This is a genomic window from Methanomassiliicoccales archaeon, assembly GCA_029907465.1.
In the GTDB taxonomy this organism is placed as follows: domain Archaea; phylum Thermoplasmatota; class Thermoplasmata; order Methanomassiliicoccales; family JACIVX01; genus JACIVX01.
On the sequence record JARYLV010000029.1, the window covers coordinates 1 to 14082 of the forward strand.

Here is a 14082-nt window from a genome sequence, read left to right on the forward strand (position 1 = left end):
CTGATCCATAATATCAATGACATCAGAAAGCATATCTTGTGACTCGTGTACAACATCGTCAATCGTGCTCTCCCCTCTCGCGATATCGTCCATGTCCTTTTCGAGGTGCGACGTCATTTTGCTGTCCGTGATCATGTTCGCGTATTTCTCGAGGGCTTCTGCCACGGCAATTCCTGCTGGTGTCGGTATGAGATTATTGCCTCTCACATAATTTCGTTCATACAGCTTCTGGATGATCTCGTGTCTTGTGCTTTTAGTCCCCAATCCAAGGCGCTCCATTTCCTGGATGAGCGTACCTTGAGTATACCTCGGTGGCGGTTGTGTGAGTTTCTTGATTGATTCGACGCTCAGGACTTCGACTTTGTCTCCCACACTTAAATCCGGGATTTCGACTTCAGAGATTCTATAATATGGATAGTATTTCCTCCAGCCAAGATTAATCAACTTATATCCATCGGCGGTGAATATTTCTCCATTTATAGAGACCGCGCAATTATTGACTCTAACCTTCGCTGGCGGCGCAAGGGTTGCCAAGAACCGGCGCACCACGAGCTCGTAGATCTTCCACTTCTCCCCTTTCAATGTTCCTCTCGAAGCGACCTCGGTGGGATAAATTGGTGGGTGATCGGTCGCTTCGATCTTTCCTCTTGACGGAATTATCCGATCCTGGGCGAGTATTTCCTCTACTTCCTTTTTAAACTCAGATTCTCTCAACTTTTCGAGAACGCCCTTCAAATACAGGGATTTTGGGTAGACGGTATTATCTGTACGCGGATATGAGATGTAACCAGAAGTGTAAAGGTCCTCAGCGATGCTCATCGCCCTACTCGCCGGAATACCTAGTCTATTTGCCTCGGCGAGAAAATTCGTCGTGTTGAATGGCGCCGGAGGATATTCATCTCTTTCATTTGCCTCATACTGGATGACCTCACCTAATCCTATGTCCTTACATTTAGAAAGGACATTTTTCGCATCGCTCTCTTCCCAGAAAGGGTTCTTTTGATGTCCTCCAGCGAACTCGGCATTATTGTGTCTCAGCTTGGCGGTGACATCCCAGTAAGGTTTCGGGACGAATTCTTCGATCTGTTTGTGCCTGTCGACGATGAGGCTTAACGTCGGGCTCTGCACACGGCCCACAGAGAGGAAATTTTTTCCCATCTGATGTGTCGCTTTTGAGATGAAGCGGGTGAGTGTTGCGCCCCATGCGAGATCGATGATTTGTCTGCACTCGGCAGATTCTGCGAGCTTTTCGTCTGGAGTGGTGAGCGAAGAAAAGGCCGCTTCGATCTCATTCTTTGTCAACGCACTGAACCTCGCCCTCTTCACTTTCTTCGGGTCTATGGAGAGCATCTTTACGGTTTCAAGGCCGATAAGTTCGCCCTCTCTGTCATAGTCGGTCGCGATGATGACCTGGTCTATATCATTTGAGAGTTCTTTGAGAGCTGCCAGAATATTCCTTGCGATGACCCTTTTCTCAGGAGTGGCATAGACGAGGTCTTTGGGATCGACTTTCCGCCAATCGTTGAGTTCTCTTGGATAATCCAGTTCAAGGATGTGACCGCGCAAACCCACGATGTCGATTTCCTGACCATCTCTTTCAATATGGAAAACTGGAACACCGTGTAGATTTTTCCTCTTATAGGACCCCTTCCCGAGGATCGTAGCAATGCGAGCGGCTGCGTTAGCCTTTTCAGAGATCACGAGTATTCTCATTCGTTCTTCGCCCAATGAGAACTCTATATAAAATTATATGTTCGTGTTAAAAATTGCGCTTAGTTAGATCGAGAACCCTCGAATCCTTTATTTTGAAAGTAGAGATCGCCGAAATCGCTCAATGTTCTTCGCCTTCAGTACCGAAACGCCCTGCAGTCATTGCCAGCTTGCCGTGCAGAACGCCACGAACACTACAGAGTTCATCTGCGAGTTTCTTGATGTTCTTTACCTTTCCGCTGACCACGAGAACCTCCAGGCACCTATGCGCGTCCAAATGGATGTGCATTGACGAGGATATTTGCGTATGATGGGCGTGTTGGATCTCTAATAATTTCTCTCTCACGCCACCCTTCTCATGGTCGTAGACGAGTGTAATGGTGCCGAATGCTTCCGAATTTTCATCAGCCCAGATCTCCTCCACGAGTGCGTTCCTGATCAGATCCCTGATCGCCTCGGACCGCGTGGTATACCCCTTTTCCCGAATCAATTCATCGAATTTTTCCAGTAGTTCTGGTTCGAGCGATACTCCGATCCTCGTGACGTTGTCCATAGCAATTATAAGAGATTGCCTTTTGAATCTTAAGACATTTTCTATTCTTCGTTACTCGAGCGTCTAATCCTTTTCAGGTAAAGCCCCCTGTCGTATAAGCACCGGATCGACTTGATCGCTCTCGTCAGTGAACTGTATGCCGGTATTCTTTTTTCTTCGAAGCGACGGAGCATAGGTCTCGGTACACTTCCGCCTATGCAACAGACTACGGTCGGTTTCCCTCCTTTCTTGATCTTCTCTTCAGCGATGTCGACTAGGCGGTTTGTTATGAGGGGCGGCTGAAGCTGGAGGAGCAGCATGACCACATCGACATCTTTTTCTCTCTGGATGATCTCCAAGACCTCACCGTACATTTCGTCCGTCACACTGCCTGTGAGGTCGATAGGGTTTTCAACGGAAGCAAAATACTGTGTCCTCTCTCTGATCGCTTTCTTGCCTTCATCGCTTATCTCCGCAAGCCTCATGCCCACTCCTTTTTCCTTAGATTCGATGTAGTCGGTAGCAATGACGCCGAAACCGCCCGTGCTGCTGACGATCGCAATTCTATCTCCGTCGATGTGGTCGAGATAAGCGAGGGCTTTTGCCATGTCTAGCAGCTCGATTTCATCGTAAGCCCTCTGGACTCCGATTTGTTTGAAGATCCCGCTTACCAAAGCGTCTGACCCACTCGCTATTGCCCCAGTGTGGGATGATGCCGCTTTAGCTCCTTTTTCAGTGCTACCTACCTTAATCGCAACGATCGGCTTCTTTGGTGTAATTTTCCTGCAGATTTCAACGAACTTCTGTCCGTCTGAAAAAGATTCGAGATACATCGCGATCGATTTTGTACGATCATCCTTTGCGAAATACTCGAGATAGTCATTCTCGTTGAGATCAACCTTGTTACCAAGGCCAACACATGCTCTGATCCCGATGCCGGCATCCTCGGCCATTTCATAGATACCGCACATGATAGAACCGCTTTGCGAGATCACAGTGATATCGCCATCACCAGGCCTCGGGCTTCGTTCTTTCGGAACGAAGAGTGTGTCAAGCTTGTTGGCGGTGACAATGATTCCGAGAGTGTTCGGCCCTACCAGTCTGGTTCCTGTTCCCTTTATGATGTCGGCGATTTGTCTTTCCAGGATTTTACCTTCTTCTCCGATCTCCCCAAAACCAGCCGCTACGGAAATCACGAAGGGAATCCCCTTTTCCACACATTCTTTCATGATCGGTGGCGTGATCTTTGCAGAAACAGCGAGAACCGCCAGATCTACTGTTTCCGGTAGGTCTTTTACACTCTTATAGACCTTGAAACCATTGATGACGCTTTCGTTTGGGTTGACAAGATATAATCTAAAATTCCCATTCATCAGGTTGATCAGGATTGTGTTTCCGATCTTTCCTGGATGACCAGAAGCGCCGACTATTGCGACGCTTTTTGGGTTGAATAATGCATCCAACTGGCTAACCATCGTGCCCTTGAACGGAACTCATGCTTAAATCTTTTTCATCAATTTTTATTTATCCATATGAATATGCCAAACTGCGGCATCTAAACAAATGAATTCTAGCAAGTTTCAAATTGAAATTCGAAAATGAGAAGAAATTAATAAACGAGTCCAACCTACGCAGAATGTGAATCGCGATGGCTTGGGAAATTGAACTCCTAAACTCTCTCCAGGGCATTCTGGGTGAGAATCTTCGGGGTCGGAGCGACATAGCAGTATCATTCTCCGGAGGACTGGATAGCAGCATTCTTGCAGCGATTGCATCGGAATATTGCACCCCACATCTTTACACAGTTGGCATTGAGGACTCACATGATATTTCCGTGGCTAGAATCACATCAGAAAAATTGGGGTTACCATGGGAGAAAATTGTCCTGACCGAGGAAGACATTATCAACGCTGTCCCGCGATTGGCAGCGATAATTTCCGATCTCAACCCCCTTGTTCTCTCCTACGAACTCCCCCTGTATTTTGTCGCCTTAAATGCTAAAGAATCACTCTTAATAAACGGGCAAGGAGCCGATGAGTTGTTTGGAGGTTACAAGAAATATGAGCTTCTTTCATTTGATGAAAGGGTAAAGTCGATGGATGAAGATTTGAAAAAGCTGCTCGATAAGGGAATGAATTTAGAAAGAAAAATCGCAGCGCATTTCGGTAAAGCGATCTTGCATCCATTTCTCAATCCACAATTCATCGATCTTGCGCGGAGCATCCCTGTCGAAGAAAGGATGAGAGGTGGTATCAGAAAAGGGCTTCTAAGAAACGTCGCGAGGGCTCTCGCCCTCAATGAAATCGCTGATTATGAAAAGAAGGCGGCACAATATGGCTCGGGTATTATGAGGGTTTTGAAGAACGCCGCTCGGAAACGCAAGCTTCATTTAAATGAATACGTTCAGCAGCTCGTGACATTAGGTGATCGCTGAGCGCGATCTTTAGTGGCGGGATAGGATGTCTTACCAAGAAACATTGAACTGGCTTTTCAGCCTCGAAAACATGGGTATCAAGCTTGGCCTTGAGAACACGATCGAACTTTTGAAGCGGCTTGGTGATCCTCATCTTAGGTTCAGGTCTGTTCACATCGCCGGCACGAAGGGAAAAGGATCCGTTTGTGCAATGATCTCATCGATTCTTCAGGAAGCCGGATACAAGGTCGGATTATATACCTCTCCGCACCTTGTCGACTTTCGTGAGAGAATCCAGATCAATCGAACGCAAATTTCCGAAAGTGAACTTCTCCGCCTCATTGAAGAAATCAGGCCAATCGCGGAGGAAATGGCCTCGGTAAATGCTTACAAGCGGCTCACTTTTTTTGAGATTACAACAGCGCTTGCCTTCCTCTATTTCGCTGACAAGGGAGTGGATGAGGCAGTCATCGAAGTCGGCATGGGAGGACGCCTCGATGCCACCAACGTCATTTATCCTGACTGTAGCGGGATAACTAAAATCGGGTTGGAGCACACGCAATACCTAGGAGATACTCTTGGAAAGATTGCTTTTGAGAAGGCTGGAATTGTCAAGCCCGGTGTTCCAGTGATAGCCGCTGATGGCAGTGAGGAAGTCCTCAACGTTATCAGATCGGTTTGCAGGGAACGCAATGCACCACTGAAGATTGTAGGTAGCGATATCAAGTATGATCTCATTTCGACGACGTTAGATGGAACGATAATCGATATCGAGCGAATCGGTAGGGTTCATGTCCCGCTCATAGGTTCATTCCAGGCCCTCAATGCTGCGATCGCCTACGGCTGCATTCAAGAGCTGATTAAGAAAGGAATCGACATTCCTGATAGTGCGATCGTTAGAGGATTTTCGGAGACCCGCTGGCCCGGAAGGTTCGAAATCCTATCGCGATCACCATTGGTCATTTTTGACGCGACGCACACGCCAGATGGCGCAGCAATTGTGTCCAAAGACCTCCAAGAACTTGTTAAGGGTCGGATCATCCTCGTACTCGGCGTTTTGAATGATAAGGACATTGATGGGCTTGCAAAGCATCTCGGTAAAATCGCGACAGTTGCATTTGCGACAGCACCAAAGAGTAAACGCGCATATCCAGCGCATATTGTTGCAGACCATCTAAAGAGGTACTGCAGCCAAGTTGAAACGGTTGAAGACGTCGGCGATGCGGTTGAAACGGCGTTGAGGATGGCCTCAGTCGACGACACAGTCTTTATTACAGGCTCGCTCTACACGATCGGCGAGGCGAAAGTCTGGTGGGACTCGCATGAAGCCCATAAGAGAGATTTTGACCACACTCGTTAATCACTTTCCCAACGGGGCGTTCCCTGGCAGAAAGGGGGAAGAGAGACCCGCTGCTGGAAGTGACCCTTTCCAGGTTCTCATTTCAACGGTTCTCTCTCAAAGGACAAAGGACGAAAATACTTACGTCGCATCGCAACGTCTCTTTTCAAAATACAAAAATCCGGCGGAGCTCGCGGCTGCGCCATTGGATGATCTCATGGAATTGATACGCCCCGCGGGTTTTCCCAAAGCAAAATCAAAAGCGATTAAGGAAATCGCAAGGATCATACATCAAGACTACAACGATCGCGTTCCAAACGATATGGAGAAGCTCCTCGCACTGCCTTTAGTCGGCAGAAAAACGGCCAATTGCGTTCTCGTCTACGGGTTTGGCCAAGATGCGATTCCGGTCGATGTTCATGTTCATAGGATATCGAATAGAATCGGGCTTGTCAGCACGAGGACACCTGGAGAAACAGAGATGGAATTGACAAGAGTAGTTCCAAGAGATCTTTGGAAACGCATCAACACCGTTTTAATCGCCTTTGGGAAGGAAATATGCACGCCAAGGAACCCGAATTGTTCGGTTTGTCCAATCAATCGCTATTGTGATTATTTTGCTGAGAAAAGGACACGATAAATGAATGTCCAAAAGATTGCGCTTAAACACCCAGGCTCTCATCGATTTTCTTGCTCATTTCCTTCTCGAGCTGGATCTCTGCCTCCCATTGATCCAGTGAATCAAGAATTTCCTTGAGATGCTTAAGGCAGTCGATGCATATCCACCGGTTGCCGATGTTTTTCATCGGTTTTTTCTTGTAACCGATCGTCCCGCAAATCCAGCAGACGTGCATGTCTTTAGTCCTATGTTCCACGTATGCCTCCATCTTCTTTCCTTCGACGATCGCCTCGAGCGTTAATTCTTTCCTGGATTTCTTATTGCTGGTGTTCATCGGGTAATCACACTTTATATTAATTTCTATATAAGTAGTTCTCGTAGTCTAACGATTAACTTTTCCGATCTTGCCTCATCTCTCCAAAAAAATAATTATGTGATGCGAGACTTAGTCTTCAAAATGCACGAAGTTTCTGTTATGTCTGGTATCATCAACGCTGTTCTCGATCAGCTTGCGAATTATGAGATTGAGAAGGTCGAGGAGGTCGTACTCATTGTTGGAGAATTGACTTTTCTTGGAGAAGAACAATTGAGATTTGCTTTTGAGATATTAAGTAAGGGGACGATACTTGAAGGTGCTGAACTAATCATTGAAACCGAAAAGGCGATACTACGCTGCCCCTCATGTGGGTTTGAAGGTCCACCGGAACATATTGGGGATGGATCTTTTCACTTCTCCATTCCGATCCTGAGCTGCCCGAAATGCAACGATCGAGCGGACATCATTAAGGGGAAGTGCTGTGGTGTCACATCGGTCAAGGTGGTGGAGAAGTAATGTTCAAATTCAGGGATGAAGCAACCGCGAAAAGGATTGTTCAAAAAATAGCGGATCTGGGGCTCAATGCGAGGTTCATGCATGTATGCGGGACGCACCAGGACACCCTTGTCCGGTTTGGTCTCCAGGACCTCATTGAAAAAGCGGGCATCGATATCAGGCAGGGACCCGGTTGTCCTGTCTGCGTCACCACTTCGTATGAGATCCAAGAGGCGATGGCGATCGCCCGGTCTGGAAAAACACTCGCGGTCTTTGGGGATATGCTTGCGGTGCCGACACCCGACGGCTCCCTCGCAGACCTTAAGGCTCAGGGCTGTGACGTGAGAGTTGTCTATTCGGTCGATGAAGCGATCAGGCTTGCAGAAACTGGCAAAGAGGTCGTCTTCATGGCCGTGGGGTTCGAGACGACGAGCCCCACGACTGCCTCAGCAGTCTATTCAAGACCTCCCGCCTCTTTTTCAATTCTTAGCGCTCATCGTTTGATTCCACCGGCTATCGAAGCAATCCTCCAAATGGGGGAGATCCGCGTTGATGGGTTAATTCAGCCTGGACATGTAAGCACGATTATTGGTCTCAGGCCATACGAGGAAATCGCGAAGCGGTTTCACATGCCGCAGGTCGTCGCGGGCTTCGAGCCACTGGATCTCCTGATGGCTGTTTATATGCTTGCTGAACAGGTCAAGGAGGGCACTGCCTCTGTCCAGAATGAGTATTCGCGTGTCGTAAAACCAGAAGGCAACCCAAAGGCCCTATCCCTTCTTTCCGAAGTTTTCAAGAAAGTCGACAAGCCGTGGCGAGGATTCCCTGTCATTGGAAACAGCGCCCTCGAGCTGAGAGAAGAATTTGAAGAATATGACGCGCGAAAGAAGTATGCTGATTTGCTCGCCGACCTCTCTCCTTTGGAGTTCTCAACCGCCTGCCGATGCGGGGAAGTTTTGAGGGGCCTCATCCCTTCCGAGGACTGTCCACTCTTCGGGACTTCATGTACCCCTGGGAATCCGATGGGCCCGTGCATGGTCAGCAGAGAGGGAAGTTGCAACATCACTTATCGGTACCGTCCAGAAGGATCAACCTCAAAGGACTAATTCGATTATACCTGCCAATAGCCCGCTCTTCTTTTTCCTAGTCTATTTGCAGTCTTAGACACCTTTTGCCGTTAACATCCTGGCGGAGATCACTGAGGACCAAAAGAGGAGACATATGACCGCAACTGCCTCGGCTGTTGGGATATTTGTGAAAAACAAGAATCCCAGAGATATGATGATCGCCACAACCGTCATGATCGAAAAGATCGCACCAAATACCTTGCTTGACCGTAAAGGTCTAATAAGGATGATCAGCGCAATCAATGAAAGACCGAAGAATGAATAACTGGCCACTGTATGGTAAATGCCAGTTGTAATGGGGAAAATGCCGACTCCGAGTAGAGAAATAGCAGCAAGGAAAAAGACCGCGGAGCCCGCCTTCCCGAGACTATCATTGCGAAGTGCCTTCGATAATCCAAAAACAAAAACGATACTGAGAAGCGCTTCAATGATTACGCCATTATTGAAGAAAATCCGACCAGGTCTGTCGCCACCTAGTTCACTGAGCGTCTGTTCTCCGAGAACCCAATTCGTATCGACCATTGCCGCTATTATCCACATGATTGCAAAGATGATCGCGCCAGTCAATCCACAACTGGCCCCAATTCTGATGATTTTCTGTTGATTTGGCATCTAACGGTAATCTGTTTGTCTTCTTATTTTATTTTCATCGGCCTTTTGGGCCCAGCGTGAATGGAATTCCCTAGGTTTCAAGTTCGTTTCCCCCGGCAACCATTTACGCGTCTAGTATCGCTTGCAATTTTGGAAGGATCAGAACCCTTTTAGATTGATGTGCCATTATGTGCTATCAATTCTGTGTCGCTAATCATAGTGATATCCAGAACTCCAGAATTGAAGTAATCCAAAAAAGGTCAGGCGAGTGAAACGATGAACGATTCGACATATGGGCGGAATAACATTTTGAACAGTGGCGGAAACAATTATTTGGATGAGAAGCCGAAGGGGATCTGTGTTGCTCTAGTTTCACCGGGAAAGACTATCAAGTTCGCTGGATCTTCTCCAGATGATTTCATTTCGTCGATTCGTGGTTCAGTGCTTTCATGGGTGAACTTTGCAATAGACGACCTACGCCAAGAAGGAAATGAAATCGCTGTAAAATTCGGTTTCACTGATTCACTAGTTTCGACGCTTCTCTCCGGCTACTATGCAACCTTCGAAGACCGCGGTACAGAGATGGGTATCATGCTTCCTGCGGTAAGAGCAGAGGGTCTCGAACTGAAAGTATATCCTCTCATCATCCTGATAAGGGATGGACTCATCCTCACGATGCACAGTAAGGAGGTTGCCAGACTCGTTGTTTTTGCACGTTACGCAGACGGTTTCCTGAAAAAACTGCCAGAATCTGCATCCCCTCAGGACAAGCTCACGCTGATGCTCATCCGGATCATCGACGAAAGCAATTCGAGGAATTTTGAGCATCTGAGAGAAATCGAGGAACTTGGTGATAAACTAAGTGAGACGCTCGTCGATCCGAAATCACCCAGAATGGCAATCGGGCGTCAGATCTATGAAATTAAGCACGCGCTCATCACCTATCTAAACACACTTTGGAGAACCTTAGACGTACTTCACTCACTGCGTTACGGCGATGCAGATCTCATAACGGACAATCCTAAAGTTTTGTCAAGAATTGGATTGCTAGCGGACGAGGTCAACCGACAGATCGAATTGAGCGAGCACATGTCTGAGGTACTCGCCTCTGGGCTTGAAGTCCTGCAATCGTTGTATAATAATCAACTACAGATCCTAAACAACCGTATGGCTCTCGTTATGACTTGGCTAACAATTCTCGGGACTGCAGTTCTTGTGCCGAATACTCTCGCTACGATTTTCAGTTTTGCCTTCGGCCTTGAGTCAAAGCTGCTTCTTTGGTCGATCTTGATTCTCGTCATTTCAACAATTAATGCAACCTTTCTTGCCTACTGGTGGGTTCGAAGGCGAGTCATCATCACGGCAATTCCGGATGAAAGTGATAAACGCCGGTCGATTATTCATTAGATCATCAGATCATCTCTCAACAGCCATTTTCACTTGAACCGCCAAAAAACCTTTTGGAAATCCTTCTATTCTCTGGGAAAAGCGCAGCTCATGAATAGATCGATAAGAAGGAAGAAATCGCAGTTTCCTTGTTCGTGCATACGGTTTCTCAAGACCAAATTGTCCAACAAGAAAGCAAATCGTTCAATTCATGGGGGATTGGTGGATCTTTGTAGCTTCGACAGGCATTTGCATCTCCATATTTGCGGTCATTGTTGATTTGGAAGCTTACTGTTGCGGATCGCATCCTAGTGCTTTGTCAATATGACCAGAGAAGGAACACTGGAAGACTCTTTCGAAAATGTCGAACAGGGGGACCCTAAAATTAAATAATCAAAAGCGATAAAAGAAACGGGTTTATCATGGTCGAGATAAGGACGACTGATGAACTGTTGATCTTCTTGCAAAAGGCCTTAGAGATCGAATTGAGCTTCGAAACCATGTCTCAATGGGAATCTTACATTAATCTCAAGAAAGATGAATTCAGAGACGTCGTCTTCGAGCTTATCTCGGAGTCTGAAAAACACCGGGCAATAGTTGAAGAGCTGATGTCTAGAGTGAAAATGAAGAATCAGCGCGAGATCCCGGCCATTCGCCCCCGTGAATTCAATTTTAAGAACAAGACGGAATTCGAAATCATGATGGAGCTGTCAAAGTATGAGAAGTTAGCGTATGATATCTACAAGAACATTTATGACGCGCTAAAAAAGTCGGACATGAAGAATCTATTTGATGGCGATCCATCGTCGATTTTCTCGACGCTGGACATGCTCATTAAAGAAGAATCTGATCACCAATCAAAAATTGCGAACTATGTAGGAAAAGTCGAGAGAATCAGATAGAGTGAATAATTGACCCTCCCTCCTCATTTTTTTTTCTATTGACTTTTTTGATCGATTGGCATGTAAACGATATATGTGTTCCCTTCGTACCGCGTTTCAACCCTCAATCCCGTCTTATAGAACAGATTGAGCATGCGCTTATTCTCTGCGAGGATCTCAGCGGTAAATGCCTTGATCCCCCTGTCTCGAGCAATTTTGATGAGCATGTTCATTAGGAACGTCCCGATCCCCTTGTTCTGCCAATCGTCGTGGACCACAAATGCGACCTCGGCGGTATTAGTCGTCTTATCGAGACCATATCTCCCAACACCGATGATCTTTGTCCTCTCCTTTTCTCTCACAACCGCGACTATCGCCATTTTCGTATCGTAGTCGAGATTGACGAAGTGCTGGAGCTCACGGTGAGGCATCGCCATCTTCGGCCCCATGAACCTCTGGTAGATCGTTTCTTCTGAGAACGAATAGAAGAGCTCTTTCATCATCTCCTCGTCGGTTGGCTTGATCGGCCGGAAGAATATCTGGACGCCGTCGAATGTCTTGTAAGTCTCATATTCCTGTGGATATGGAAGCCCACGGTACGGAACTTCTGATTGGTCGAGGAATACATAGTGGTGGAATTTTGCCGCTGCGAGTAGTTCTTCTCTGAACTTCGGATGAGCGATGTTGATCATCGCCAATGCTCTTTGCATAATACTCTTGCCGTGAAGCTCAGCCACACCATACTCCGTCACGACATAATGGACATCTCCGCGAGTCGTTGTCACGCCTGCACCTTCTGAAAGCCGGGGCACGATCCTCGACACCTTGCCTCCCTGGGCCGTTGAAGGGAGCGCAATGATCGGCTTCCCGCCTTTCGACCTCGCAGCGCCGCGCATGAAGTCGACTTGCCCGCCAAGTCCGGAGTAAAACATATATCCGAGCTGATCGGCGCAGACCTGGCCAGTGAGGTCGACCTCGAGCGCAGAGTTAATCGCGACCATCTTGTCATGCCTTCCTATGAGGCAAGGGTCATTTGTGTAGTCAGAAGGATGGAATTCGATAACGGGGTTGTTGTCAATGAACTCATAGAGCCTCCTCGTGCCCATGCAGAAGGAAGCGACAATCTTCCCTTTATGAACTGTTTTTTTCTTCCCAGTGATGACGCCGCTTTCGACGAGGTCGATGATGCCGTCTGAGAACATCTCGGTGTGGACGCCGAGATCCTTTTTGTTTTTCAAATGGCGCAACACCGCGTCGGGTATTGAACCATAGCCTGTCTGTATCGTTGACCCGTCGTCGACGAGGTCTGCCACAAATCTTCCTATGCGGTCGATTTCCTCTGGGTTTCCCCCGTCATCAGCCCGCCATTCCAGCAAAGGTTCGTGAGCCTCAACAAGATAATCTATGTCGGAGACATGGATGAAGCTGTCTCCTAAGATCCTCGGCATATATTGATTGACCTGCCCGATGACGACATCGGCGGACTCAGCAGCACTCTTCGTGATATCGACAGAAACACCGAGACTGCAATACCCGTGCTCATCTGGAGGCGAGACCTGAATGAGCGCAACATCGATTGGGATCCTCCCTGCCTCGATGAGCCTCGGTATCTCGGAAAGGTAAACGGGTGTGTAATCCGAACGCCCCTCATTCACAGCGTTCCGTACGTTAGGGCCGATGAAAAACGCATTTAACCTGAATTTGTCAGTAAACCGCTCTTCTGCATAAGGCACGAGTCCGAGGGATATCGTCTGGATAAACTCGTTATCGGCCAAATGATCCGCCCTACCAATGAGCGCTCTGACGAGTGCCTGGGGCTCGCCACATCCAGTACCGATGAACACCCTTTGTCCCCGCTCAACGCAGGCGACGGCATCGTCAGCCGTCCTTATTTTTCCCCTCCACCGATCTCTCCAATCGCCCGACAACGTTCCCCCTCACTCCTATAGAATGATGAGGGACATCTTCTTATGCCTTTTGCAGGCGATCCCTCATCCTCACTCACGACGGTATTAGATGCACCTTGGCCATTCTTTACAGATCATACTTTGCTTTTTCTTGTCATGTAATCCGAAGCGGACAAGTTCATCGATCCCGAGTTTGTGCCATTTGAACCGCCTTCTTGATTTCTTCGATCGCTGCTGGATCTTCAATCGTCGACGTGTCGCCGAGTGGCTGTCCCGAGACAAGGGCCTTAATGAGCCTTCTCATGATCTTCCCACTTCTCGTCTTTGGGAGCTTGCTAACAAACGCAATGTTGCCGATGACTACAACCGCACCCATGTTCTTTCTCACGAGCTCTTTAAGCTCTGCTTTCATACTCTCCGTTGGCTCTCTTCCAGGTTTTGGGACAACGAGCGCAAATGCGACTTCCCCCCTAAGTTCATCTGGGACGCCCACTACTGCGGCTTCTGCTACATCTGGATGTATGAGGAGAACGGACTCGATCTCGACTGTGCCGACCCTATGCGCGGAGATTTTGATGATCTCGTCGAATCTTCCGACGAACCAGAAATATCCGTTCTCATCCCTCGACGCACCGTCCCCTGTGTAATAGCAACCGGGTATTCTGGACCAGTAATCCCGTTTGTACCGCTCAGGATCGTTCCAGATCGTCGGTGTCAGACCGGGGAAGGGCCTTCTGATAACGAAATTACCTTCAACACCTGGGGG

14 protein-coding genes are annotated in these 14082 nt (G+C 47.8%); 7 read left to right on the forward strand and 7 right to left on the reverse strand.

What is annotated here, in order from left to right; genetic code table 11:
• The 3 genes from QHH00_08010 to QHH00_08020 all read right to left on the reverse strand — a co-directional run.
• Positions 1 to 1728: DNA topoisomerase I (locus QHH00_08010; GenBank protein ID MDH7509319.1), on the reverse strand; the 1728-nt coding region annotated here is incomplete at its 3' end.
• A 103-nt stretch (positions 1729 to 1831) separates the two neighbouring features.
• Positions 1832 to 2263 (reverse strand): nickel-responsive transcriptional regulator NikR, encoded by a 432-nt coding sequence (gene nikR, locus QHH00_08015; protein MDH7509320.1) that lies wholly within the window; start codon positions 2261 to 2263, stop codon positions 1832 to 1834.
• A 41-nt stretch (positions 2264 to 2304) separates the two neighbouring features.
• Positions 2305 to 3717, reverse strand: coding sequence for a CoA-binding protein (locus tag QHH00_08020; protein MDH7509321.1), 1413 nt, complete (start codon positions 3715 to 3717; stop codon positions 2305 to 2307).
• A gap of 173 nt (positions 3718 to 3890) precedes the next feature.
• Here QHH00_08020 and QHH00_08025 point away from each other — a divergent pair, with 173 nt between their 5' ends.
• The 3 genes from QHH00_08025 to nth are packed head-to-tail and all read left to right on the forward strand — an operon-like array spanning position 3891 to position 6634.
• Positions 3891 to 4676, forward strand: coding sequence for an asparagine synthase-related protein (locus QHH00_08025; protein MDH7509322.1), 786 nt, complete (start codon positions 3891 to 3893; stop codon positions 4674 to 4676).
• Between the two features lie 25 nt (positions 4677 to 4701).
• On the forward strand, positions 4702 to 6015 hold the full coding sequence (locus QHH00_08030) for a folylpolyglutamate synthase/dihydrofolate synthase family protein (protein ID MDH7509323.1): 1314 nt from the start codon (positions 4702 to 4704) through the stop codon (positions 6013 to 6015).
• Entirely contained in the window at positions 5978 to 6634 is a 657-nt protein-coding gene (nth, locus tag QHH00_08035) for an endonuclease III (protein MDH7509324.1), read from the forward strand. The genes QHH00_08030 and nth overlap by 38 nt, the downstream gene beginning before the upstream one ends.
• Positions 6635 to 6656: 22 nt before the next feature.
• On the opposite strand, the gene QHH00_08040 is transcribed toward nth, so the two are convergent.
• Positions 6657 to 6947 (reverse strand): hypothetical protein, encoded by a 291-nt coding sequence (locus QHH00_08040; GenBank protein ID MDH7509325.1) that lies wholly within the window; start codon positions 6945 to 6947, stop codon positions 6657 to 6659.
• 123 nt (positions 6948 to 7070) lie between these two features.
• Here QHH00_08040 and hypA point away from each other — a divergent pair, with 123 nt between their 5' ends.
• Positions 7071 to 7445 carry a hydrogenase maturation nickel metallochaperone HypA gene (gene hypA / locus QHH00_08045; GenBank protein ID MDH7509326.1) on the forward strand — a complete coding sequence of 125 codons (375 nt, stop codon included), beginning with the start codon at positions 7071 to 7073 and terminating at the stop codon, positions 7443 to 7445.
• On the forward strand, positions 7445 to 8530 hold the full coding sequence (gene hypD, locus QHH00_08050; protein MDH7509327.1) for a hydrogenase formation protein HypD: 1086 nt from the start codon (positions 7445 to 7447) through the stop codon (positions 8528 to 8530). The genes hypA and hypD overlap by 1 nt, the downstream gene beginning before the upstream one ends.
• A gap of 54 nt (positions 8531 to 8584) precedes the next feature.
• Here hypD and QHH00_08055 read toward each other — a convergent pair whose 3' ends face one another.
• Positions 8585 to 9163, reverse strand: a complete 579-nt coding sequence (locus tag QHH00_08055) for a DUF998 domain-containing protein (protein MDH7509328.1) — start codon at positions 9161 to 9163, stop codon at positions 8585 to 8587.
• Positions 9164 to 9418: 255 nt separating this feature from the next.
• Between QHH00_08055 and QHH00_08060 the strand changes: the two genes are divergently transcribed.
• Both QHH00_08060 and QHH00_08065 read left to right on the forward strand, forming a co-directional pair.
• Positions 9419 to 10549, forward strand: a complete 1131-nt coding sequence (locus QHH00_08060; GenBank protein MDH7509329.1) for a CorA family divalent cation transporter — start codon at positions 9419 to 9421, stop codon at positions 10547 to 10549.
• A 401-nt stretch (positions 10550 to 10950) separates the two neighbouring features.
• Positions 10951 to 11430: a hypothetical protein gene (locus tag QHH00_08065; GenBank protein ID MDH7509330.1), complete on the forward strand. Its 480-nt coding sequence runs from the start codon at positions 10951 to 10953 to the stop codon at positions 11428 to 11430.
• A gap of 35 nt (positions 11431 to 11465) precedes the next feature.
• Here QHH00_08065 and QHH00_08070 read toward each other — a convergent pair whose 3' ends face one another.
• Complete coding sequence (locus QHH00_08070; protein MDH7509331.1) at positions 11466 to 13337, reverse strand: GNAT family N-acetyltransferase; 1872 nt, start codon at positions 13335 to 13337, stop codon at positions 11466 to 11468.
• Between the two features lie 157 nt (positions 13338 to 13494).
• Positions 13495 to 14082: AMP-binding protein (locus QHH00_08075; protein MDH7509332.1), on the reverse strand; the 588-nt coding region annotated here is incomplete at its 5' end.

Bases quoted from the DNA above. Each gene is read 5' to 3' on its own strand.
- QHH00_08065 (MDH7509330.1), top strand. From the start codon at position 10,951: ATGGTCGAGATAAGGACGACTGATGAACTGTTGATCTTCTTGCAAAAG.
- QHH00_08040 (MDH7509325.1), bottom strand. From the start codon at position 6,947: ATGAACACCAGCAATAAGAAATCCAGGAAAGAATTAACGCTCGAGGCG.
- QHH00_08020 (MDH7509321.1), bottom strand. From the start codon at position 3,717: ATGGTTAGCCAGTTGGATGCATTATTCAACCCAAAAAGCGTCGCAATA.
- nth (MDH7509324.1), top strand. From the start codon at position 5,978: ATGAAGCCCATAAGAGAGATTTTGACCACACTCGTTAATCACTTTCCC.
- hypD (MDH7509327.1), top strand. From the start codon at position 7,445: ATGTTCAAATTCAGGGATGAAGCAACCGCGAAAAGGATTGTTCAAAAA.
- hypA (MDH7509326.1), top strand. From the start codon at position 7,071: ATGCACGAAGTTTCTGTTATGTCTGGTATCATCAACGCTGTTCTCGAT.
- QHH00_08060 (MDH7509329.1), top strand. From the start codon at position 9,419: ATGAACGATTCGACATATGGGCGGAATAACATTTTGAACAGTGGCGGA.
- QHH00_08025 (MDH7509322.1), top strand. From the start codon at position 3,891: ATGGCTTGGGAAATTGAACTCCTAAACTCTCTCCAGGGCATTCTGGGT.
- QHH00_08055 (MDH7509328.1), bottom strand. From the start codon at position 9,163: ATGCCAAATCAACAGAAAATCATCAGAATTGGGGCCAGTTGTGGATTG.
- nikR (MDH7509320.1), bottom strand. From the start codon at position 2,263: ATGGACAACGTCACGAGGATCGGAGTATCGCTCGAACCAGAACTACTG.
- QHH00_08030 (MDH7509323.1), top strand. From the start codon at position 4,702: ATGTCTTACCAAGAAACATTGAACTGGCTTTTCAGCCTCGAAAACATG.